Origin of the sequence: Campylobacter sp. FU_497, from assembly GCF_025772425.1 — a bacterium.
GTDB lineage: Bacteria > Campylobacterota > Campylobacteria > Campylobacterales > Campylobacteraceae > Campylobacter_D > Campylobacter_D lari_C.
Genome location: NZ_JAKMSC010000002.1, coordinates 95,508 through 116,623, shown reverse-complemented (window position 1 = coordinate 116,623; position 21,116 = coordinate 95,508). Strand labels below are relative to the sequence as shown.

Here is a 21,116-nt window from a genome sequence, read left to right as displayed (position 1 = left end):
TATAGCAAACTAAAATATCAAAAAAGAAAGGTTTAAACTATGAAACAGTTGTTGTTTTTACTTACACTTTGCTCATTTGCATTTTCCACACAATGTGAGGTTAAAATAGAGCAAATTCAAAAAGAAATAGCTTATGCTAAAAATTATAATCATCAAGAAAAAGCTTCAAGTTTAGAATTAGCTTTAAAAGAAGTTCAGGCTGATTGTGCAAAAGATCCTCTTTTTTATGATAAAAAATTAGAGGCTAAAAAACTTAAAGAGCAAGAGATAAAAAAAATCGAACAAGAGTTAAAAGAATTAAAAAAACAAAAAGATTATATGAACAAAACAGAATATAAAAATAAAAAACAAGCTTTAAAAGACAAAAAAGACAAAATCAAAAAAGAGATTGAAGAATACATCAACAAACTCTAATTTAATTCCAAATTTGCCACCATTTTTTATTTTGTTGTTTTAATTTTTGCATTAAAATATTTTGATTTTTTAATGCAAACTCATTTTCTTCATCAAGCTTTAATAATTCTTTAGCACACTCTAAAGCTTGCTCGTATTCTTTTAACTCTTCTAAACACTGAATTTTTCCCACCAAAGCATCGGTATTTTCATTTGCTATCTTTAAACAATCTTCATAACATTGCAATGCATCATGAAAATCACCTAAATTTCTTAAACACTCTGCCTTATAATAATGTGTCCAATTTTGACTTTCATCTAAATTTAAAGCCATATTAAGATATTTTATAGCTTCTTTAAAATCTTGCGAATACAGTTTAACCGCACCCATAAAATGATAACATTCATGTGATTTTGGTTCAAGCTCACTTGCTTTTTTTGCTGCTTCAAAACTTTCATCATATTTTCCTAAAAAGCTTAAAATTTGTGCTTTTTCTATCCAGTACTCCCCAATATCATCAATTATTTTTAAGCATTCATTGATATCTTTTAAGGCTTCGTTGTATTTTTCAAGATTTCTTTTACATTTTGCTCTATGAAAATATGATTCATCATCTTCTTCATTACTTAAAATCACACTATCATAACATTTTATCGCTTCTTCAAACATATAAAGATCTTCATAACAAAGTCCCTTATAATACTTTGCTCCATTATGATTTTTATCAATTTTTAAAGCCTTATCTAAATCTTCTATAGCTTCTTCTTCTAAGCTTAAATTATATTTAGCAATTCCTCGCCAAAAATAAAGTTTAAAATTATTTTTATCCACCTTGTGCGCTGCATTACAATAAGCCATTAATTCTTCATAAGATTCAAGTTCTTTTGCACAATATGCTCTTTCAAATAATACATCTTTTAAATCAATATAATCTTTATATGTTTTTATAAGCTCGTTGTATTCATCCATAGCTTCTTGAAATCTTTCAAGTTTACTTTTAATCCAAGCTCTTTGAGAAAGAGAATTAACATAATCTTGAGTATTATTTTGCTTTTTATAATATTTAACAGCTAATTCGCTATCTTCTAAAGCTTCCTCATATTTTTCAAGATCAGATTTTAAATAAGCCCTATTAAAAAACACATCAGGGTATTCTTTTTGATATTTTAAGGCTTTTTCATAACTTATCAAAGCTTCATCATATTTGTCTATTTTATATAAACTATTGCCCAAATGATAAAAACCATAAGGGACTGCGTGTTCAAGCTCTGCTAATTCTGATGGAGTAAAATCATGCTTTCTTACTCTTTCTTGATAATATTTAGCTGCTAAGTCAAAATCCTCTATAGCCTCTTCAATCATTTTTAGATTAATTTTAGTATTACCTCTATTAATATATGCTTGAGCGTATTCTTCATAAAGCTCAATTGTTTTATCATAATACTTCAAAGCTTGTTCATAATCTTTTAAATCATACAAAACCCTAGCCAATGCAAAACATGGATATTGTAAATTTTCATCTAAATCGATTGATTTTTTAAAAGCATCTATTGATAATTCTATCTTTTCTAAATCTTTATAAATATGTCCCAAAATCAAATATGCCATTGCATTTTCATTGTCTAGTTCAATGGATTTTAAGCAATCTTGCAAAGCTCCTTCTAAATCATCAACCTTGCGTTTATTATTAGCCCTTTTATAATATGCATCAGCAAAACTCTCATCTTGCTCAATCATCTTAGTAAAAATTCTATAGCTTTTCGATAATCTTCTAAATTCTCATAAGCTACACCTTGATAATAAAAAATTTGCGAAGATTCAAAGCCTAAATCTTGAGACTTTTTAAAATCAATCAAAGCTTGTTTTGGATCAACACTAAGCAGGGCAATAGCTCTAGTATAATAAGCTATATAATATTCTGGAGCTAAATCAATACAAATTTGCAAATCTTTTAAAGCTTTTGCATGTTCATCTAAAAGTATATAAACCCTAGCTCTATTAAAATATGCTAAATAATATGTATTATCCAGTGCTATAGTTTTATTAAAAGCCAAAAGTGCTTCTTGTAATAAATCTAATTTAAAATTACACAAGCCCAAAAGATTAAATAAAAATACATTACTAGGATCAAATTCTACAGCTATGGTTGCGTCTTTAAGCGCTTCTTGAAATTTCAAACAATTAAATCTACAAAACGCTCTATTATGGTAAGCTTCTAAAAGCAAACGATGTTTGTCCTCATCATCTATAAAAATCATTTTACCATCTTGAGCAAGCGTAACCTCGCCTTTGCAAAAAGCTATAAGTTCACTTAAAACCTCATCACATTTTTCAAATTCTGAATTTTCAAAATATTCTTTAGCTAAATCTGATAATTCAGTGATTAGATTATCCAAATCTTAATCCTAATTTTGATTTTCTTTATTTAGACTTTTTAAAAATTCTTCTATATTATATTTTGCTCTATAAGTTTCACTCATTAAATGAATTAAAATATCACCTAAATCAAGTACAGTCCATTCTTCACTACTTTCTATATTTAAAAACTCTTCACCCTTACTTTTAAGATTGGTTTTTAAATCATCAATCAAAGAAAGCGCATGTCTTTCTCCCATAGTAGTAGCAATCACTACAAATTTAACAAAATAATCCTTATCTTGCATATCAAAAGTTTCTATTAAATCCGCTTTTTTATCATCTAAAATCTGCACTATATTATTAATTCTTTCTTGCATTATTTTCCTTTTGTTAAATATTTTTAAATTTAGAATAATAAAGCTTAACTTCTTCTTTGATTTGCTCACAAACTTGCGATGTTTGCAAGGTTTCTCTTATAAAAGAAGAAGAGATATTTACTTTAGTATCTAAAGTTTTAAAATGTTTTGGTATAAAAATACCATCTCTTTTAGCTACAACAAATTCTACCAAATTTTGTAATCTTTCAAATTCATGCCATTTTTCAAGACTTTGTAAATGATCAGCTCCCAAAATAAGATAAAACTTAGAAATTTCATATTGCTTATACAAAAAATCAACACTTTCTATACTAGGTACAGGTCTTTGTTTTTTTATTTCAAAATCACAAATTTCAACTTTTTCCAAACCTCCCCAAATCATCTCACACCATTTTAAGCGTCTTTGCTCATTTGCGGTGAATTCTTGCTTAAAAGGGCTAATAAAAGTAGGCATAATAATGAGTTTATCAAGCTCTAAATTTGCTAGTGCATTAAAGACTATAGCATTATGCCCTAAATGGGGTGGATCAAAACTGCCACCAAAAAGTGCGATTTTCATTAAAATTTAACCTTTTTTTAGTAGAATTTTACCTACTTAATCATAAAAAGGAAATGAAAATGGCTGTAAAAGTTGCAATAAATGGTTTTGGACGCATTGGAAGATGTGTTGCAAGAATTATTATGAAGCGTGATGATATCGAACTTGTAGCGATTAATGATACTACTGATATAGAGCTTACTAAATATCTTTTTAAATATGACACCGTTCATGGGGTATATGATGGTAGTGTTGAAAATGAAGGTGATGATTTAATAATTGATAATAAAAAAATAAAAGTTTTAAAAAGCAGAAATGTAGCGGATTTAGACTTTGCAAAATATGGTGCACAAATTGTTTTAGAGTGCACTGGTGCACACTTAACTATGGAAAAATGTCAAGGATTTTTAGATCATGGGGTGCAAAAAGTTATCATGAGTGCACCTGCAAAAGATAAAACTCCAACTTATGTTTTAGGGGTAAATGCTCACGAATATAAAGGCGAAAACATCATCTCAAATGCAAGTTGTACTACTAACTGTTTGGGTCCAATTTGTAGAGTTTTACAAGATAATTTTGGCATAGAAAAAGGTTTAATGACAACTATACATGCTTACACAAACGGACAAAGCATTATTGATGCAAAAGCAAGAGATAAAAGAAGATCACGCGCTGCTGCACAAAATATCATCCCTACTTCAACTGGTGCAGCAAAAGCTATGAAGCTTGTTATGCCTGAGCTTGATGGAAAATTACATGGTCAAAGCATGCGTGTGCCTGTAGCTGATGTATCAACTGTGGATTTAACTGCAACTTTAAAGAAAAAAGTAAGTAAAGAAGAAATCAATGAAGCCTTTAGAAAAGCAGCTGCTAGCAATTTAAAAGGTATATTATTAGTAGATGATGAAGAAAGAGTTTCAAGTGATTTTATAACTTGCTCTTATGGTGCGATTGTAGCAAGTGATTTAACCCAAGTAATTTGTGATGATTTTGTTAAAGTGGTTGCTTGGTATGATAATGAATGGGGATATTCTTCTCGCTTAGTAGATATGGCAGTATTTGTGGCAAAGGCTTAAGATGAGTAGTATTTTATCGATTAAAGATATTGATCTTGCAAAGAAAAAAGTATTTATAAGATGTGATTTTAATGTTCCTCAAGATGAGTTTTTAAATATTACCGATGATCGTCGTATTCGCTCGGCTATCCCTACTATAAGATATTGTTTAGATAATGGCTGTGCGGTTATTTTAGCTTCACATTTAGGGCGTCCAAAAGAAATAGCTTCAAAATATTCTTTAGAGCCGGTTGCAAAAAGACTTGCACGTTTAATGGCTAAAGAAGTCATTATGGCTAAAGATGTTATAGGCGAGGATGCAAAGAAAAAAGCTAGTGAATTAAAATCAAGTGAAATCTTACTTTTAGAAAATTTACGCTTTGAAAAAGGTGAAACTAAGAATGATGAAAACTTAGCTAAAGAACTTGCTTCTATGGCTGATGTTTATATTAATGATGCTTTTGGGGTTTGCCATAGAGCCCATGCTAGCGTTGAAGCTATTACAAAATACTTTGATAATGCAAACAAAGGTGCGGGATTTTTACTCCAAAAAGAAATAGAATTTGCAAGTAATCTTATCAAACACCCTGCGCGTCCTTTTGTAGCTGTAGTGGGTGGTTCTAAAGTGAGCGGTAAATTACAAGCTTTGACTAACTTACTTCCAAAAGTAGATAAGCTCATCATAGGTGGAGGTATGGCCTTTACTTTCTTAAAAGCTCAAGGTTATGATATAGGAAATTCTCTCTTAGAAGAAGATTTAATTGAAGAAGCAAATAAAATCTTACTCAAAGGTAAAAATCTAGGGGTGAAAATTTATCTTCCTGTGGATGTTACAGCAGCACAAACTTGCTCTCAAGAAGCAGTGATGAAATACACTCCTGTGCAAGAAATTCCCGCAGGTTGGATGGGACTTGATATAGGTCCTGCTAGTGTAAGATTGTTTAAAGAAGCACTTTCTGATGCTCAAACTATATGGTGGAATGGACCTATGGGAGTTTTTGAAATCGATAAATTCTCAAAAGGTAGCATTAAAATGAGCCATTATATTAGCGAATCTCACGCAACAACTGTAATAGGTGGTGGCGATACTGCTGATGTTGTAGCAAGAGCAGGCGATGCTGATGAGATGACTTTCATTTCAACCGGTGGTGGAGCATCATTAGAGCTTATAGAAGGAAAAGAACTTCCTGGTGTAAAACCTTTAACTATAAAGGATAATGAATGATTTTTGCAGCAAATTTAAAGTGTAATCATACAAGATCAAGCTTTGAACTTTACGCTCAAAAATTAAACCAAAACTTAAACAAAGAAGATGAAGTTTTCATCTTCCCTCCTAGCATAGCTTTCTTAAAAGACAATTTTTCATTTCAACAAGGCGCGCAGAATTTCTACCCTTGCGAAAATGGAGCTTATACTGGAGAAATAGGTAAAATTCACTTAGAAGAATTTAATATCAAAAGCGTTTTAATAGGCCATTCTGAAAGAAGAGCTTTAAAGGAAGATGAAAGTTTTTTAAGGGCTAAATTTGATTTTGCAAAAAATCTTGATTTTAATATTATTTATTGCATAGGCGAAAGTTTAGAAACTAAGAATGCTAACGAAAGCTTAGACTTTTTAAAAAAACAAATTGAAAATATTGATTTATCTTATAAAAAACTTATCATAGCTTATGAGCCTATTTATTCTATAGGTACAGGAGTTAGTGCTAATCTTGATGATATTAACACTATACTTAATTTTTTAAGAGAATTTACTAACGCTAAGCTTTTATATGGTGGAAGTGTTAATCAAAACAATATTAAAGAAATTTGTGCTTTAAAAAATTGCGATGGAGTGTTAATAGGTTCAGCTGCATTAAATGCAAATGATTTTTTAAATATGATACAAATAACCAAAGGTTAAAAAATGTCTTTAAGCAATGAAGAATTAAAAAGCATATTAGAACGTAAAATCGCTCTATTGGAAAACTCACACAAAGAAGAAAAAAATATCTCATTAGAGGCTGTAAATTCCATTATTAAAATTTTAGGTTTACCAAATGATTTTAGCCCTTTAGCGCATAGATATTTTCAACTTCATACCCCGCCTAGTCTCATATGGCTTCATTTAAGTGAATGCACAGGGTGTAGCGAGAGTTTGCTTAGAACTTCATTGCCTGACTTTTTAGATTTGATTTTTGATTTCATTTCTTTAGAATACCATGAAACCTTTATGAGCGCAAGCGGACATCAAGCAGAATCACATTTAGAGGAAGTTTTAGAAAAAAAAGATTTTCTTTTGGCCGTTGAAGGTGGGGTTTGTGCTATAGATCCTTTTTATCTAACTATAGGAGCACATGGTGAAAATGGGTATGAAATTTTACAAAAATGTGCTAAAAATGCTAAAACAATCTTTGCTATGGGAACTTGCTCAAGCTATGGAGGAATTCAAGCTGCACATCCAAATCCTACCAAAAGCATAGGAATTTCTAAAGTCTTAGAAGAAAAAGTAATCAATATACCAGGTTGTCCTCCAAGTGATGTAAATATCATCGCAGCGCTTTGCTTTTATATATTATTTGAACAAGACATGGCTTTAGATGAGCAAAATAGGCCTTTAGCTCTTTATGGAAAATGCTTGCATGATTTATGTGAAAGAAAAGCTAAATTTGAAGCAGGAAATTTTGCTCAAAGTTTTGATGATGAAAATATAAAACAAGGTTATTGTCTTTTTAAAGTAGGTTGCAAAGGACCTTATGCTTACAATAACTGCCCTAAAGTTAAATTTAACTCCAAAACCTCTTGGCCAGTAGCTGCAGGACATGGCTGTATTGCTTGCAGTGAAGAGAATTTTTGGGATGATTTTGGTTTTTATGAAAAACCTATGAGTAATGAATTTGCTTATAATGATTTTTCTATTATATTAGATGATAAAATAGTCCATAATAGTTCTAACAATGAGCTTGATTCAGATAATATCTTACTGGATTTAGAAAGTGAAATTAGTGGGATTTTTTATCAAAATGATACAAAGATTAATTTTTTAGATTTTAGTTTTGAAGCTAATCCTAAAGTTTTTTTAAATAATTTCGCAAAAACCAAAATGGCTATGACTTTAGTGCAAAATTATCAAGAGCAATTTAAAACATATTATAATTTTATACAAGAAAATTATGATGATGAAAGCAAAATTAGTAATAATATCTTAGATTTATTTTATTTTATCTATCCATTTATTAGTGGAAAAAAATTAAACCATTTAGATGAGTTTTTAGATCTTGCTTTAGCTTATAAGTTTAAACATCCTAGCAAATTTGATTTTAAAACCACTATTAATGAACAAGCAAAGCTTGATGTTTCTAAATCTATGCGTATGCCTTTGATTTATATTTTAGGTGGCTTAGATAAAGAAGCCATTGCCTTTGGGTTGATTTTTTCTTTAAAAGAACATTTAAAACAAGCTTTAAAAGCATGCAAAAAAACACACAATAAAAAGCAAATTTTAATATGTGCAAAAAATGAAAAATTATTAAAATTATTTTGGGATTTAACGAGCATTTAAAGACTTAATGTTAAAATGTTTATCTCCCTAATATTTGAAATTTGCAAAGTATAAAAACTTTGCAAATTTGTTTAAGATTGAGTTATTTTGACGATATAGCTTTATCTTGACTTGAAAGGAATGTTATGCAAATTTCTAGTTATAATTCTCAAAATTTTTCTATGGATATTAAAACAAAAAATGGTAACCATCTTTCTTTTTCTATGTATGATAAAAAAGAGGCAAAATTAGACAAAGATGGCAACTCAGCTTCTTTAAGCCTTAGAAATCAATTTGGTTTTTCATTCTCATACAATGGAACCAAACTTTCACAAGAAGAAATTGAAGAAATAAAAGAAGCGGTAGCTAAAGTACAACCTCAAATCGATGAATTTATGAAAAACTCAAGAGTAGGAACTTTAAAACCAAAAGAGCTTATCACTACTGCAATGAAAATCGGCAATGCCTTACCTGAACCAAAAAATGAAGAACACAAAAAAGCCACTTTACATGAATTATTAAATACTATGGATAAAAGCTTAAACAAAGAAATGAATAAAACAGATCTTGAAGATATTAAAAAGCAAATTTTCCAAGATAGTGCTAAATTATTAGAAGAAATTTGGGAGCAATATAACAAGCAAAAAGAAGAAAAAGAAGAAGATAATAAAGAATTTGGATTTTATGCTTAAAAAAGGAAACAAAATGGAAGTAAAAGATATTTTAAAAAGCATGCTAGAACTCCAGCAAAAATTAAATGATGACACCAATGGTATAGGTTGGGAAAATGGTTATACCAAAGAAGGTAAATTAATCAGTTTTAGAAGATGTATTTATATGGAGTGTGCTGAGCTTATTGATTCTTTTGCTTGGAAACACTGGAAAAGCATACATACTCCTGCAAATTGGGATAATGTACGCATTGAAATAGTAGATATATGGCATTTTATTTTGAGTTTAATTTTAGAAGAATACAAAGAAAAACAAATCGATGATAAAAACTTCATAGCAGAAGAAGTTTCTTCTGTAACTTTTTTTGATGATTTTTGCAAAGAAACTTCTAATCCAAATGAAGCAGATATCTATGGAATTTTAAATGATATTGAACTTATTATCCATAAGTGTAGTGGTTTTGATTATGATTTAGGTGAACTTTTAAGCGTGTATTTTGTTTTGGCTAGAAAATGTGGTTTAAATTTCTTTGAACTTTATAAAACCTATATTGGAAAAAATATATTAAATCAATTCAGACAAGAAAATGGCTACAAAGAAGGTACTTATAAAAAAACTTGGAATGGCACAGAAGATAATGAAGTTTTAAATCAAATTTTAAAAGAAACACTAGATTATAAAGAAATTTATCAAAAGCTTCAAGAAAATTACAATCAAATTAAATGAATATACTATACCTAAGCTTGCAAGATTTTCTTAGCAAGCCTTTTTTAAAATTTTCTCTCTTGCCATTTTTGATTAGTTTATTCCTTTTTGCCTTGCTTGTATATTATAGTTATGATATATTCTTTTCTTATATAGAAGATGTGGTTAGCGGATCTTTTATGGCTTGGTTTTTTAGCTTTTCTATAGTGCAATTTTCACTTGCATTTTTAAGCGCTATAGGTGGATTTTTCATAGTGGTATTTGCCTCAGTGTTTTTTACCATGCTAATAATTTCTTTTTTAACTCCTTATATTGTGAAAAAAATCAATCAAAGATATTACAACTATTCCATACAAAAAGAAGTAAATTCTTTAGAAGTTTTACTTAAAACATTCAAATTTATACTCATCTCATGCGTATTGTTTGTAGTAGCTACTTTCTTATTGATTATACCTTTTGTTAGTATTGTAATTTATTATGGAGTATTTTATTATTTATTTCACAAACTTTTATTATTAGATGTATTAAGCAATGTCTTGGATAAAAACAACTTTGATGATTTTTATAAGAACTCATCACCCTTATACTTTAAAATCATCACTTTAATCTTTTTTGCTTTATCAAGCATACCTTTGCTTGGTTTATTCTTGCAAGTATTTTATGTGATTTTCCTAAGCCATTTATGCTATCAAAAAATCTTAAAAATCGAAGCTAAAAATAATGGATGAAAGAATTATAAATTTTATTCACTCGCAAAAACTTCTTAGTTTGAGCATGCTTGATGATGATGGCGGAGTATATTGTGCGAGTTGTTATTATGCTTTTGATGATAAAAATTTAGCTTTAATCTTTGCCAGTGAAGAACACACCAAACACATTCAACTTGCCTATAAATCCCCTAAAGTAGCAGTTAATATAGCACTAGATACAAACATTATTAATCTCATTAAAGGAGTGCAAATTAAAGCTCTTTTTCAAAAAGCTACCAAAGAGCAAGAAAAAATATACTATGAAAAATTTCCCTTTGCAAAACTTGCACAAGCTTGTATTTTTACTTTAAATATACAATGGGCAAAATATACTGACAATAAAATTTTACTTTCTAAAAAATTAGAATTTTTTATTTAAAAATACTTTAAAATATAATATTTTTTAACAAAAATTAACTATATTTATAAATTTTTAAATATTTTTTGAATAAAATCATATAAATTATCATAACCACAAAGCCTCAAAATTTGGCTTTTTAAGGAGAAAAAATGCTCTCTTCCATTAAGAAATACCTACTAGGTAATTTTTCCAACAAAATAGCTTTCTTAGTTTGTATTTTTGTCGTAGTTTTGCTATGTGTTTTAGGTTTTTTTAACTATGTTAAATCTAAATCTAATAGTCATACCCTACTAGTTCAATTTCAGCAAAAAGTTGCTTTTGATGTAAGTAAAAGATTTGATTTATATGCGAGTGATAGACGCAATGTGATTGATTCTTTAACAAAATATATCAAAGAAAACAAACACAATCTAAATTCAGCACAATACACTAGCTTATTAAAATCTATAGGGGATTCTTTAGGTTTTGATTTAACCTATGTAGGTTTTGAAGATGGATCTATGTTTAGATCAAATGGCAACAATCAAACCCCAGAAAGTGGATATGATCCTAGAGCTAGAGGGTGGTACAAAGAAGCTAAAGAAAAAAGAGAGCTAGTTGTTACAGAACCTTATATATCATCTAGTATGAAAAAACCTACTATTTCTTATGCTAGCCCTATTATGGAAAATGGTAAAGTTATAGGCGTTGTTGCAGCTGATTATGATTTGAAAAAATTCTCAGAGGAAGTTTTAGCCATAGGCAAAACACCTTATTCACATGCAGCGGTTTTAGCTCATGATGGAACTTATCTTTTTCACACTGACTCATCTAGAATTTTAACTTCAACAGACATTAGTAAAGATATTATTTCAAGCTACTTTAAAACACCTGAAGGTGCAAACAAGACCCTTTCTAAAGATATTTTTAAAGTTCAAACCATGGAAGAAGGAACTAAAGCTTTAATTTGCAATGGCAGTATTAATCCAAAATATACTATTTGCTCTATAGCTGATTATGATTTTTATAGCGATGCAGCCGAGCAAACACTAATGGAACAAATCATCATTTCTCTAATTGCTATTTTTATTACTTTGATTTTCATTAGAATGATTATCTCTTACAATCTTAAACCAATTGCTATTATTTCATCAGGATTGCATAATTTCTTTAATTATTTAAATCACAAAGACGCTCATTCTCATCCTATTAAACTTAAAACCCAAGATGAATTTGGAAAAATGGCAGATGAGATTAACGAAAATATCAATATCATCAAAGAAGCTCTAAGCAAAGACGCAAAAGCCATTGAAGAATCTGTAAATGTTGCTAGAAAAATAGAAACAGGTGAGCTTAATTTACATATTAGTTCTCATGCTAATAATCCTCAAATTCAAGAACTTATAGAAGTTTTAAATAAAATGCTTACTACCTTACAAGCAAAAATCGGTAGCGATTTAAATGAAATTCAAGCTGTGTTTGATAGTTACAAGCATTTAGATTTTACAGCAGCTATCAATACGCCAAAAGGTGATGTTGAAAAAGCGATCAATGCGCTTGGAAATGAAATCAAAAACATGCTCTCACAATCACTTAATCAAGGCGAGTTATTAAATCAAAAAGCTGAAGCACTCAAACAAAGTATGCAAGAGCTTACTAATGATGCCACTCATCAAACCTCATCACTACAAGAAAGCGCAAGAGCTTTAGAACAAATGAACTCAGCCATGAGCGAAATCTCTATTAAAGCGCAAGATGTTGTAAAACAAAGTAATGATATTAAAAGCGTTACCACAGTAATTTCAGATATAGCTGAGCAAATCAACTTGCTTGCACTAAATGCTGCTATTGAAGCTGCGCGCGCAGGTGAGCATGGACGTGGCTTTGCTGTTGTTGCAGATGAAGTTAGAAATCTAGCAGAAAGAACTCAAAAGTCTTTAGGTGAGATTGAAGCTAATACTAATATCTTGGCTCAATCTATAAGTGATATGGGAGAAGCTATAAAAGAAGAAGCAGATGATATTAGTCAAATTAATGAATCAGTAGCTACTATAGAAAAACTCACACAGCAAAATTCTCAAACAGCTATACAAACCAATACTATTGCAAATGAAGTAGATTCTTTAGCACAAGATATACTAAGCGAAACTAAAAAAAGAAAATTTTAAATATAAAGATGCCTTTTAGGCATCTAATTTTTAAGAAAAAGAAGGTTTAATTTGCTCTAACCAAGCATCAATTCTACTTTCTGTTAAATCCTCATGATTATCATTATCTAATGCAAGTCCTACAAATTTATCACCTTCTACGGCTTCACTTGCTTCAAAAGTATAACCACCTGTAGAAACAGCACCTACCAAATTTGCACCCGCTGCTTTTAAAGCTTGAGCAAGTTTTCCCATAGCACTGCAATATGTATCTGAATAGCTTTCACTATCTCCCATACCAAAAACCGCAACAGTTTTACCACTAAGATTTAAAGCTGAAAAATCAAAACCATCCCAATCATCTTGAAAATCACCACTTCCCCAAGTAGAAGTACCGCAAATTAATTTATCATAAGAATTAATTTTTTCTGCATTAATATCTGCGATATTTAATACATCAGAAATTCCTAATTTTTGAGCGATCATATTTGCTGCACTTTCAGTATTACCCATAGAGCTACCATAAATTACTGCTATTGACATTTAACATCTCCTTAAAATTTGATTATTAATAGTATAGGGAACTAATTTTAGCAAAGTTTTATTATTTTCACATAAAAAATGTCTTATTTCTTTATGCTGAGTGAAATTTTTATTTCTTGGATACACAATATAAAATCTTTCAAAAGAATTATCTTTTATAAATTGCAAAGCAAGTTCTATATCTTTATCATTATCTTTATAAAATAAAGGCATAACCGCCATTTTTTCATTGATAATAATAATGTTTTTGTAAATTGTTACTTTAGATTTGGTATTGCTTTTGCAAATTTTATCATACACAAAAGCCTCAAAAGCTACTTGTAAAGGCAACGTAAAACTAGATGATAAAAACACATTTTGTATTAATTTAGCTAAAGCATATTTTGGTTTCTTTGTTTCAAGCTTTAATTTGTTTAATTTTCCTTCTTTATATGCCTTGATGATTTTATGAGAATATGGACAAAATTGCCTCACTTTATTAAATCTCAAAGCTCTTTCTGCACTCATATTTTGAATTTTTAACTCAAAAATATTTCTTAAACAACTAGCTTCTTTTGCATAAATATAAGGTATTTTCAATTCATCTTCAACCAAAGAATTGTATAAATTTAAAAAAATACGATTAATACTTTTTTGCTCTAAATCTCTAAATATTTTAGGTACAAAATCCTCTTTTTCATTAAATCCAAACATATTAAGCCTTCTTTGCGCACTCATAGGTTTGATCAAGGCCAAAAACCTTACAATATTCACAATACACACAACTTACACTGCGTTTAGCACAAACTAAAGGTATATTGCGTTTTTTTGCCTCTGTTTTGATTTTTTTCATGGTATTATGGTTTAAAAAACTAGTAAGCATAACTATACATTCGGTATTTTGTGGAATGGGTTTTCTATTTACCCTATTTTCATTTCTAGCATCCCAGTGCTCTATGCTTTTTGCACCTAGATTTGTCAAAACTGCCTTAATTGGAGTTATTTCATCCGCTCCGATAACCAAAACTGACATTGAGCTTTCCTTTTTATAAAAATGATAATTGTTATTATAATTTATAAAAGATAAATTTTAACTGATACTCAATATCAATTTTTAATTATATATTATGGGTTTGTTCAAAAATATCTGTATGTAAAATTTCTTCTAAAACCACTGTGGCATACGAGCCTTTTTGCAAGAAAAACTCCAAAGTAAAATGAGCTTTTTCTTCATCATAATAACTTTTGCAATCTTGCAAATAAGACCACATAAAGCGTCTTGAACCTTGCATTTTATCTTTAAACTCATATGCAAAAGAAAAAATCTCATCTTCTAATTTTTTAGCTAAACCTTCGTTTGCTTCATAAGCTTTAGAGCCTATTAAAAGACCCATCGCGCTAATATCTTTTTGATTGAATCTTTCTACTTCACTTGATAAATCTTCACATATAAAACATTTACCAAAAGGATAATGTCCTAAAACTTCGCCCTTTAAAAGTTTAAAAAACTGCTTTTGATTTTTTAAACTTTTAATTCCATCTTTATCTAAATCATATATTTGTTTTATTTCTTTTTCACTAAAGTCATTAATAAAATATGACAATTCCACCCTTTTGCTCAAATATCTATTAAAAAGCTCACTTTGAAAAGCAGAAATCAAAAATTCTTGCATTTTTTTATTTTTGATTTTTTTGCCTTTTAAAATTTCTAGTCCTTGTGAAAAATTATCTTGAAATTTGCCAAAACGCTGATATCCAAAATAATTAGCAAAACCTTGTTCTTGGATATTTTTAAAAGCTTGTTCTATTTTTAAAGCATCTACTTTAGAAACTTTTTTTAATCTTATAAAAAATAAATTTCCTTTTAAATGCCCTATTCTAAGTTTATTATCATGATAAAAAGTTTCTAAAATTTTCATCTTATCATGTTTAAAATTTTTTAAACCCTCTTCAAATTTTTTAGGCATAGAAATATATTGAAAAGTTAAGCCTTGTTTATCTTTTAAACCACTATAACCAAAATCTTTCATTTTAACACCACTTTGCTCGCTTAAAATTCTCAAAGCTTCACTAGTGCTAAGATCTTTTTTTTGTATATGTAAAATTAAATGTTCACCTTTTCCACTAAATTCATACAAAGGCTTTTCTCTTACTACAAAATCATTGCTATTTTTTGAAAAATACACATTTATCGGGCTGTGTTTTAAAGTATATAAGGGCTTAAAAATGATGTTCTCTTCCATAAAATTTATACCTTCCTGTTGTTGTTTTTGCAAAAATATTTAGTTTAACTCTATGCTTTTTAGCCATATTTTGTATAAATGCTTTGTGTTTTTTATCAAAAGCAAATAAAATTTCATACTCTTCTGCACTATTTAAGCTAAATTTATCTAATTTTTTAAGGAATTTTATACCAAGTTGATTTATAAAGAGCATTCTCGATAGATCCTTATTTAAACCATCTGAAATATCCATACTTACTCTAACTTTTTTTGCTATATCATAAAAAAATTTTTGTCTTAAATTTGGTTTTATAAAACGATGTTTAGAATGCAATTTTCCACCGCGAAATAATATATTTAAACCTTTTAAACTCTCACCTAATTTTCCACTAAAAGCAAGTAAATCTCCTTTTTTTAAACCTTTTCTAAAAATAGCCCTTTTATTCACTTTAGAAATGATAGTTATACTAATATTAATTTTCCTATCTGCTATAGTATCTCCGCCTATAATTTGCACTCCAAATTCTTTTGCACTATCTAGCAAACCTTTTTGTAAGGCTTTAACTTGCTTCATATCTAAACATTTTGGCAAAGAAAGCCCCAAAAGAGCATATTTTGGCGTAGCATTCATAGCAATTGCATCAGAAATATTAACAAGCATAGCCTTTGCTCCAATTTGTTCTAAACTCATCCAAGAGCGCTTAAAATGCACGTCTTCACAAAATAAATCTTTAGAATAACAATATCCATCGATGATTGCCCCATCATCTCCATTGATAGGATTAGCAAAGGCATTGATAATAAATTTTTCTTTATCCATGTGAATATTTTATACAAAAAGCTTTTAATTTTATATAATAATCAAATTTTTATAAGTTTAAAATGTATATAATGAAAAATAATACCAAGGATTAAAATATGCAAATAACTTTAAGAATTTTTCGTTTTGATAAAGATAGTGATTATTTAGCTTATTATAAACCTTATGTTTATGATAGTAAAAATTTTAAAAGTGTTTATGATATTTTAGTGCAAGTGAAAAAAGATGATATATATTTTGATTTTGAAGAAAACCCAGAAAGTTGCATTAAAATCAACCAAGTCGCTATTAGACAAAGAAGAGATTTAAATAATATCATTGAAAAATTTGGAAAAGAACTCATCATAGAACCACTTGATACCAAAAGAGCAACCAAAGATTTAATCATGGACAAAAGTGATTTTTTAGAAAAGTTAGAGCTTTTTAAAGGACTTATTGATATACACGATATAGAACTTTATAAACAATATGATTTTTTATATTACACAAGTGAAGTTAGGGAATTTTTACCTGAATATCTAGGAGATAGCTTTTTTATATTTGCTTATAAAATGCTACTTAAATACCCAGAAAAAGCGCCACAATTTTTAAAACTAGTCGCAGATGAAGAAAAAGGGATTTACTATCATACTAAATTTAAAAATTTTATTTCATCAAATGAGCTTGATTATGAATCTTACATTAAAGAATTAAAAGTTATGCTTGTAAAATCAGGCCTTGCAAGAAGTATTTTTTAAGGAATTAAAATGTATAAAATTTATACTAATAGCAATAATGACTTATTTTGTTATTTTGATATTATCAAAAATGCTTTAGACGTAGTCGGTGTTGAAAGCACACTGTGTGAAAAACCTTTGGGTAAAAATTATTTTATTATTGATTATGATCCAAAAGATATCTTAGATGAATATTCAAGAATGATGAATGAAGATAATATCTTAGCTTGCGAATACAGCTCTTATGAAATTATGAGTAAAATTGAAAAAATTCAATATACCCCAAAAGTTTTTTTAAACCACCTTAAACAAGAACACATTAAACATTTTTTTGAGCAATTTAATATAGGCATATACCAAGGATTTTCTAATGCAAGCTGTTCTTTAGAGCTTGCTAAAGTGCTTAAAGCAAATATAATAGATTTTGAAAGAAAATACAAAACTTGTGGCTATGGATTTTTAAATTTAAATGCTGAGCTAGCTTTCAAAAGTGCTGCTGCTATAATGCTAGATGCTTATGATAGTGGTTGTGATTTTTTAGTAGTTGAGGATTTTTATTCTTTTTATATGTTTGATAAATGTTATAAAGAATTACAAGCTATTTCAAATAGAAATTTTGAAGATTTTTATATTTTAAGTTTTGCAGAGCTTGCAAATTTGGCTCTAGGTATAGTACCATATACTTTAAAAAAACATAAATTAAAAGTGAGTTTAGTCAATGAAAATCGCTCTTGAATGCAAAGATTTAATTTTAGAAAAAACTTTAGAAATTGCTTTAAAAGATTTTTTAGTTTTAAAAAAAGATTGTGATTTTTTAGTCTGTGATGAAAAAATCAACACTCAAAAACCACAATTTATCATCAACAAAAAATCGAATTTTTTAACCCCTCCTTTTAATATGGAAGAATTGCTTAATGCTTTAAATGATTTCAATGCAAGTTTGCAAAATATTGCTTATAAAATAGCAATGCGTGAGAAAAAAATCATGAATCAAAAATGTGAAGCCATTTTAGAGCAATTACGTCAAGAAAGTCATGAAAAAATCGATGCGATATTTGATCTTTACAAAACAGAGTTAAAAAATCTTATCAAAGAAGAAAATAATAATGCATAAAACACAAGAATATCAAAGTGTAAAAGATTTTTTAAAAAATTATAAAGAAGATAAAAAAACAAACTCAAAAAAACAAACTCAAAAAATTTACACCACCATAGAAAGCGGAATTTATAAAGGCAAAAAAATTTTACTTCCTAGTCTAGATACCACAAGAAGCACCAAAAGCATAGTAAAATCATGTGTTTTTAATGTTTTACGTTTTTCTTTACAAGATAAGGTTTTCATAGAAGCCTTTGGAGGAAGCGCTTTAATGGCATTAGAGGCAAGAAGCAATGGTTGCTTAAAAAGCTATGCCATAGAAAAAGATAAAAGAGCTTATGAAATCGCTTTAAAAAATGCTTCCAACATTGATCAAAACACCATTTGCTTCAATGATGATACCTTTAAAAAAACCCCTCAAATCATTCAAAATTCTAAAGAAGATATTATTTTATATCTTGATCCACCCTTTGATATTAGAGAAGGTTTTTTTGATATTTATGAAAAAACTTTAAAGTTGATAGAAAATATAAAAAATTCAAATGTTAAAATCATCATCATAGAACATCACAGCACTTTTAAAACTCCAGCTAAAATACAAAATTATCAAAAAACAAAAGAAAAAAAATTTGGCTCAACCACTCTAAGTTTTTACTCCTTTATATAAATTTGGAACTTTTTTTGCTTTAATTTATGAAAATAACATAGATTAAAGGAAGAATCGATGAGAATATTATTTTTGAGTTTAGCACTAAGTCTAAGCGTTTTTGCAGCTACTATTAAAGAACTTACCAATGTAGTAGGTGTTAGAGATAACCAACTTATAGGATATGGTTTGGTTGTTGGTTTAAATGGAAGTGGAGATGGTACAAGTAGCGAATTTACTCTACAATCTATTTCAAATATGCTTCAAGGTATGAATGTAAAAATTAGCCCAGGCGATATTAAATCAAAAAATACAGCAGCAGTAATGGTTACAGCAAAACTTCCTGCTTTTGCAAGAAGTGGAGATAAGCTTGATGTAAGTGTAGCTTCTTTAGGCGATGCCAAATCTTTACAAGGTGGAACCTTACTTATGACGGCTCTAAAAGGGGTTGATGGAGAAATTTATGCAGTAGCTCAAGGCTCTTTAGCAATAGGTGGACTTAGTCCAAGACCAGGTGCAGCAGGAACACACTCAACCTCAGCAAATGTTATTAATGGTGCAGTAGTAGAAAGAGAAATTCCACAAAACTTTAGCCAAAGTGAAGATTTGGTTTTAAGTTTAAAAGAAGCAGATTTTAAAACTGCTAATAATATAGAAAGAGTTCTAAATACTATTTTTGATACAGATATAGCAAAGGCTTTAGATTCTAGAACTATAAAATTAACAAAACCTGAAGAATTTTCTCATGTTGAATTTATGGCAAGAGTATTAGAGCAAGATATAGCTTATACTCCAGAAAGCAAAGTAATCATCGATGAAAGAACAGGGACTATAGTAGCAGGAGTAAATATAGAAGTTGAACCTATATTAATTACTCATAAAGATATTACTATAAAAATTGATCCAAACAATACCGTAGCTTTAGGACAAAATGAAATCGATATGAAAGATGGTGGTATTTTAGATCCTGTATCTAATACTTTAAAAATCACAAACAATAAAACAACAGTAGCAAATATAGCTAGAATGTTAAATAAACTTGGAGCAGCACCAAATGATATCATAGCTATTATGCAAAATCTAAAAAGAGCTGGTGCGATTAGTGCTGAATTAGAGGTGATATGATGAGAGTTGATAATTATTTAGCAAGTAAAAACTATAGCAGTGAGCTTTATGAAAGTATTACTAAACACAACAATAGCTACAAGGCTGCCAAAAACTATGCAGATAGTGCTTTTAAAAATGATTTAACTCATATACAAGCATTAAATGATGAAGATAAAGCTTTAAAAGAACAAACTGACGCTTTTGAAGCTTTTTTAATCAAAAGCGTTTTGGATATTTCTTTAAAACAAGAAAATTCTTTATTTGGAAAAGATGCAAGTGATGAAATTTATTCATCTATGTATAATGATACTATGAGTAAAGCATTAAGCGGGGGGTTAGGTTTTTCAAAATTATTATTTGATTATTTAAAAGAAAGGGGTTAAGTTATTTTTTTAAGTGTCGATATAGTTCTTAGAGTTTTTCAATAGAACTGGAGGCTTAAAATGATAAACCCTATACATCAAAGTTATGTAGCTCAAGTTGCTACTAATGATTTAAATAAAACAGAAAACAAAGAAAACAACAAGGCAAAAGAAACTCAAAAGGTAGAAGAGAGTAAGGCATCGTTGATTGCTTCACAAATAAAAAATGGCGCGTATAAAATAGACTTACAAGCCACTTCTAAAGCAATAGCAGATTCTTTATTATAATTTTTATCCTTTTTTGGGTTAGTGCCTAAGAAAGGATAAAAAATGGTTAAACAACACTTAGACGAAACAAATTCTATTTTAGAAAAACTCATCAATCTTACTTTAGAAGATATAACCCAAATTCAAGCTGCTAATCACCAACATGTTAGCAAAAGCGTAGAGGAAAAAACTAAACTTGTAAATGATTTTCAAATTGCTAAAAAAAATCTTGACAAGGCTTTAATAGAACTTAGCAATCAAGGAAACAATAAAGGCTTAGATGAACTTTTAGATGATGAAGATAAAGAAAAACTTGCTCTTTTAAAGCAAAATTTAAATACCTTGCACCAAAAAAACAAAGAATATGCTAAATTAGCTCTTATTATTAAAAATTTTTACGACAATCTTTTAAATACAATGTTTGAACAAAATGGAACAAATAATGCTTATGGAGATAATAAGACAATTCCAGATTCATTATTTAAGATCAATGTTTAAAGGTTA

General features: G+C 28.8%; 26 protein-coding genes and 2 pseudogenes. 19 read left to right on the top strand and 9 right to left on the bottom strand.

The window, feature by feature from the left end:
- Positions 1-39 precede the first annotated feature (39 nt).
- Entirely contained in the window at positions 40-414 is a 375-nt protein-coding gene (locus L8W68_RS01990; RefSeq protein WP_263674813.1) for a DUF1090 domain-containing protein, read from the top strand.
- A 1-nt stretch (position 415) separates the two neighbouring features.
- Here L8W68_RS01990 and L8W68_RS01985 read toward each other — a convergent pair whose 3' ends face one another.
- From L8W68_RS01985 to nadD, 4 genes are read right to left on the bottom strand one after another with little or no spacing between them, the layout of a single operon-like run.
- Entirely contained in the window at positions 416-2,131 is a 1,716-nt protein-coding gene (locus tag L8W68_RS01985; RefSeq protein ID WP_263674812.1) for a tetratricopeptide repeat protein, read from the bottom strand.
- Positions 2,128-2,790, bottom strand: a complete 663-nt coding sequence (locus tag L8W68_RS01980; protein WP_263674811.1) for a tetratricopeptide repeat protein — start codon at positions 2,788-2,790, stop codon at positions 2,128-2,130. The genes L8W68_RS01985 and L8W68_RS01980 overlap by 4 nt, the downstream gene beginning before the upstream one ends.
- Before the next feature lie 9 nt (positions 2,791-2,799).
- A complete protein-coding gene (gene rsfS, locus L8W68_RS01975; RefSeq protein ID WP_012661160.1) occupies positions 2,800-3,129 on the bottom strand; it encodes a ribosome silencing factor in 330 nt (109 codons plus the stop codon).
- Between the two features lie 13 nt (positions 3,130-3,142).
- Entirely contained in the window at positions 3,143-3,688 is a 546-nt protein-coding gene (gene nadD / locus L8W68_RS01970; protein WP_263674810.1) for a nicotinate (nicotinamide) nucleotide adenylyltransferase, read from the bottom strand.
- A 59-nt stretch (positions 3,689-3,747) separates the two neighbouring features.
- On the opposite strand from nadD, the gene gap reads away from it, so the two are divergent.
- From gap to L8W68_RS08230, 10 genes and pseudogenes are all read left to right on the top strand, one after another.
- A complete protein-coding gene (gene gap, locus L8W68_RS01965) occupies positions 3,748-4,743 on the top strand; it encodes a type I glyceraldehyde-3-phosphate dehydrogenase (RefSeq protein ID WP_087700276.1) in 996 nt (331 codons plus the stop codon).
- A 1-nt stretch (position 4,744) separates the two neighbouring features.
- Positions 4,745-5,947 carry a phosphoglycerate kinase gene (locus L8W68_RS01960; RefSeq protein ID WP_263674809.1) on the top strand — a complete coding sequence of 401 codons (1,203 nt, stop codon included), beginning with the start codon at positions 4,745-4,747 and terminating at the stop codon, positions 5,945-5,947.
- Complete coding sequence (locus tag L8W68_RS01955; protein WP_263674808.1) at positions 5,944-6,624, top strand: triose-phosphate isomerase; 681 nt, start codon at positions 5,944-5,946, stop codon at positions 6,622-6,624. Before L8W68_RS01960 ends, L8W68_RS01955 begins: the two co-directional genes overlap by 4 nt.
- 3 nt (positions 6,625-6,627) lie before the next feature.
- The gene (locus L8W68_RS01950; RefSeq protein WP_263674807.1) at positions 6,628-8,262 is read left to right on the top strand and encodes a hydrogenase small subunit; all 1,635 of its coding nucleotides are present in this window, start codon (positions 6,628-6,630) and stop codon (positions 8,260-8,262) included.
- 125 nt (positions 8,263-8,387) lie between these two features.
- Positions 8,388-8,933, top strand: a complete 546-nt coding sequence (locus L8W68_RS01945; protein ID WP_257928597.1) for an ATP-binding protein — start codon at positions 8,388-8,390, stop codon at positions 8,931-8,933.
- Positions 8,934-8,946: 13 nt separating this feature from the next.
- A complete protein-coding gene (locus L8W68_RS01940) occupies positions 8,947-9,639 on the top strand; it encodes a dUTP diphosphatase (protein WP_257928598.1) in 693 nt (230 codons plus the stop codon).
- On the top strand, positions 9,636-10,346 hold the full coding sequence (locus tag L8W68_RS01935) for an EI24 domain-containing protein (RefSeq protein WP_263674806.1): 711 nt from the start codon (positions 9,636-9,638) through the stop codon (positions 10,344-10,346). The genes L8W68_RS01940 and L8W68_RS01935 overlap by 4 nt, the downstream gene beginning before the upstream one ends.
- On the top strand, positions 10,339-10,746 hold the full coding sequence (locus L8W68_RS01930; protein ID WP_263674805.1) for a hypothetical protein: 408 nt from the start codon (positions 10,339-10,341) through the stop codon (positions 10,744-10,746). Before L8W68_RS01935 ends, L8W68_RS01930 begins: the two co-directional genes overlap by 8 nt.
- Positions 10,747-10,877: 131 nt before the next feature.
- Positions 10,878-11,534, top strand: a pseudogene (locus L8W68_RS08235) (cache domain-containing protein); the annotation flags it as partial.
- Positions 11,535-12,482: 948 nt separating this feature from the next.
- A pseudogene (locus L8W68_RS08230) lies at positions 12,483-12,875 on the top strand (methyl-accepting chemotaxis protein); the annotation flags it as partial.
- 30 nt (positions 12,876-12,905) lie between these two features.
- Here L8W68_RS08230 and fldA read toward each other — a convergent pair.
- From fldA to L8W68_RS01900, 5 genes are all read right to left on the bottom strand, one after another.
- Positions 12,906-13,397, bottom strand: a complete 492-nt coding sequence (gene fldA, locus L8W68_RS01920; protein ID WP_257928602.1) for a flavodoxin FldA — start codon at positions 13,395-13,397, stop codon at positions 12,906-12,908.
- The gene (locus L8W68_RS01915; RefSeq protein ID WP_263674803.1) at positions 13,398-14,090 is read right to left on the bottom strand and encodes a hypothetical protein; all 693 of its coding nucleotides are present in this window, start codon (positions 14,088-14,090) and stop codon (positions 13,398-13,400) included.
- Position 14,091: 1 nt separating this feature from the next.
- A complete protein-coding gene (locus L8W68_RS01910) occupies positions 14,092-14,409 on the bottom strand; it encodes a DUF2325 domain-containing protein (protein ID WP_012661148.1) in 318 nt (105 codons plus the stop codon).
- 85 nt (positions 14,410-14,494) lie between these two features.
- Entirely contained in the window at positions 14,495-15,628 is a 1,134-nt protein-coding gene (gene truD / locus L8W68_RS01905) for a tRNA pseudouridine(13) synthase TruD (protein WP_263674828.1), read from the bottom strand.
- Entirely contained in the window at positions 15,597-16,418 is an 822-nt protein-coding gene (locus L8W68_RS01900) for a thiamine-phosphate kinase (protein WP_263674802.1), read from the bottom strand. Before L8W68_RS01900 ends, truD begins: the two co-directional genes overlap by 32 nt.
- A 98-nt stretch (positions 16,419-16,516) precedes the next feature.
- On the opposite strand from L8W68_RS01900, the gene L8W68_RS01895 reads away from it, so the two are divergent.
- From L8W68_RS01895 to flgN, 8 genes are read left to right on the top strand one after another with little or no spacing between them, the layout of a single operon-like run.
- Positions 16,517-17,155, top strand: a complete 639-nt coding sequence (locus L8W68_RS01895) for a DUF5644 domain-containing protein (RefSeq protein ID WP_263674801.1) — start codon at positions 16,517-16,519, stop codon at positions 17,153-17,155.
- A 9-nt stretch (positions 17,156-17,164) separates the two neighbouring features.
- Positions 17,165-17,869: a hypothetical protein gene (locus L8W68_RS01890; RefSeq protein WP_263674800.1), complete on the top strand. Its 705-nt coding sequence runs from the start codon at positions 17,165-17,167 to the stop codon at positions 17,867-17,869.
- Positions 17,853-18,248, top strand: a complete 396-nt coding sequence (locus L8W68_RS01885; RefSeq protein ID WP_263674799.1) for a hypothetical protein — start codon at positions 17,853-17,855, stop codon at positions 18,246-18,248. Before L8W68_RS01890 ends, L8W68_RS01885 begins: the two co-directional genes overlap by 17 nt.
- Positions 18,241-18,897 carry an RsmD family RNA methyltransferase gene (locus L8W68_RS01880; RefSeq protein ID WP_263674798.1) on the top strand — a complete coding sequence of 219 codons (657 nt, stop codon included), beginning with the start codon at positions 18,241-18,243 and terminating at the stop codon, positions 18,895-18,897. Before L8W68_RS01885 ends, L8W68_RS01880 begins: the two co-directional genes overlap by 8 nt.
- Before the next feature lie 57 nt (positions 18,898-18,954).
- Positions 18,955-20,001 carry a flagellar basal body P-ring protein FlgI gene (locus tag L8W68_RS01875; RefSeq protein ID WP_263674797.1) on the top strand — a complete coding sequence of 349 codons (1,047 nt, stop codon included), beginning with the start codon at positions 18,955-18,957 and terminating at the stop codon, positions 19,999-20,001.
- Positions 20,001-20,366 carry a rod-binding protein gene (locus L8W68_RS01870; RefSeq protein WP_039617679.1) on the top strand — a complete coding sequence of 122 codons (366 nt, stop codon included), beginning with the start codon at positions 20,001-20,003 and terminating at the stop codon, positions 20,364-20,366. Before L8W68_RS01875 ends, L8W68_RS01870 begins: the two co-directional genes overlap by 1 nt.
- Before the next feature lie 60 nt (positions 20,367-20,426).
- Positions 20,427-20,633, top strand: coding sequence for a flagellar biosynthesis anti-sigma factor FlgM (locus L8W68_RS01865; protein ID WP_214125878.1), 207 nt, complete (start codon positions 20,427-20,429; stop codon positions 20,631-20,633).
- A 42-nt stretch (positions 20,634-20,675) separates the two neighbouring features.
- Complete coding sequence (gene flgN, locus L8W68_RS01860; protein WP_214125879.1) at positions 20,676-21,110, top strand: flagellar export chaperone FlgN; 435 nt, start codon at positions 20,676-20,678, stop codon at positions 21,108-21,110.
- Positions 21,111-21,116 lie beyond the last annotated feature (6 nt).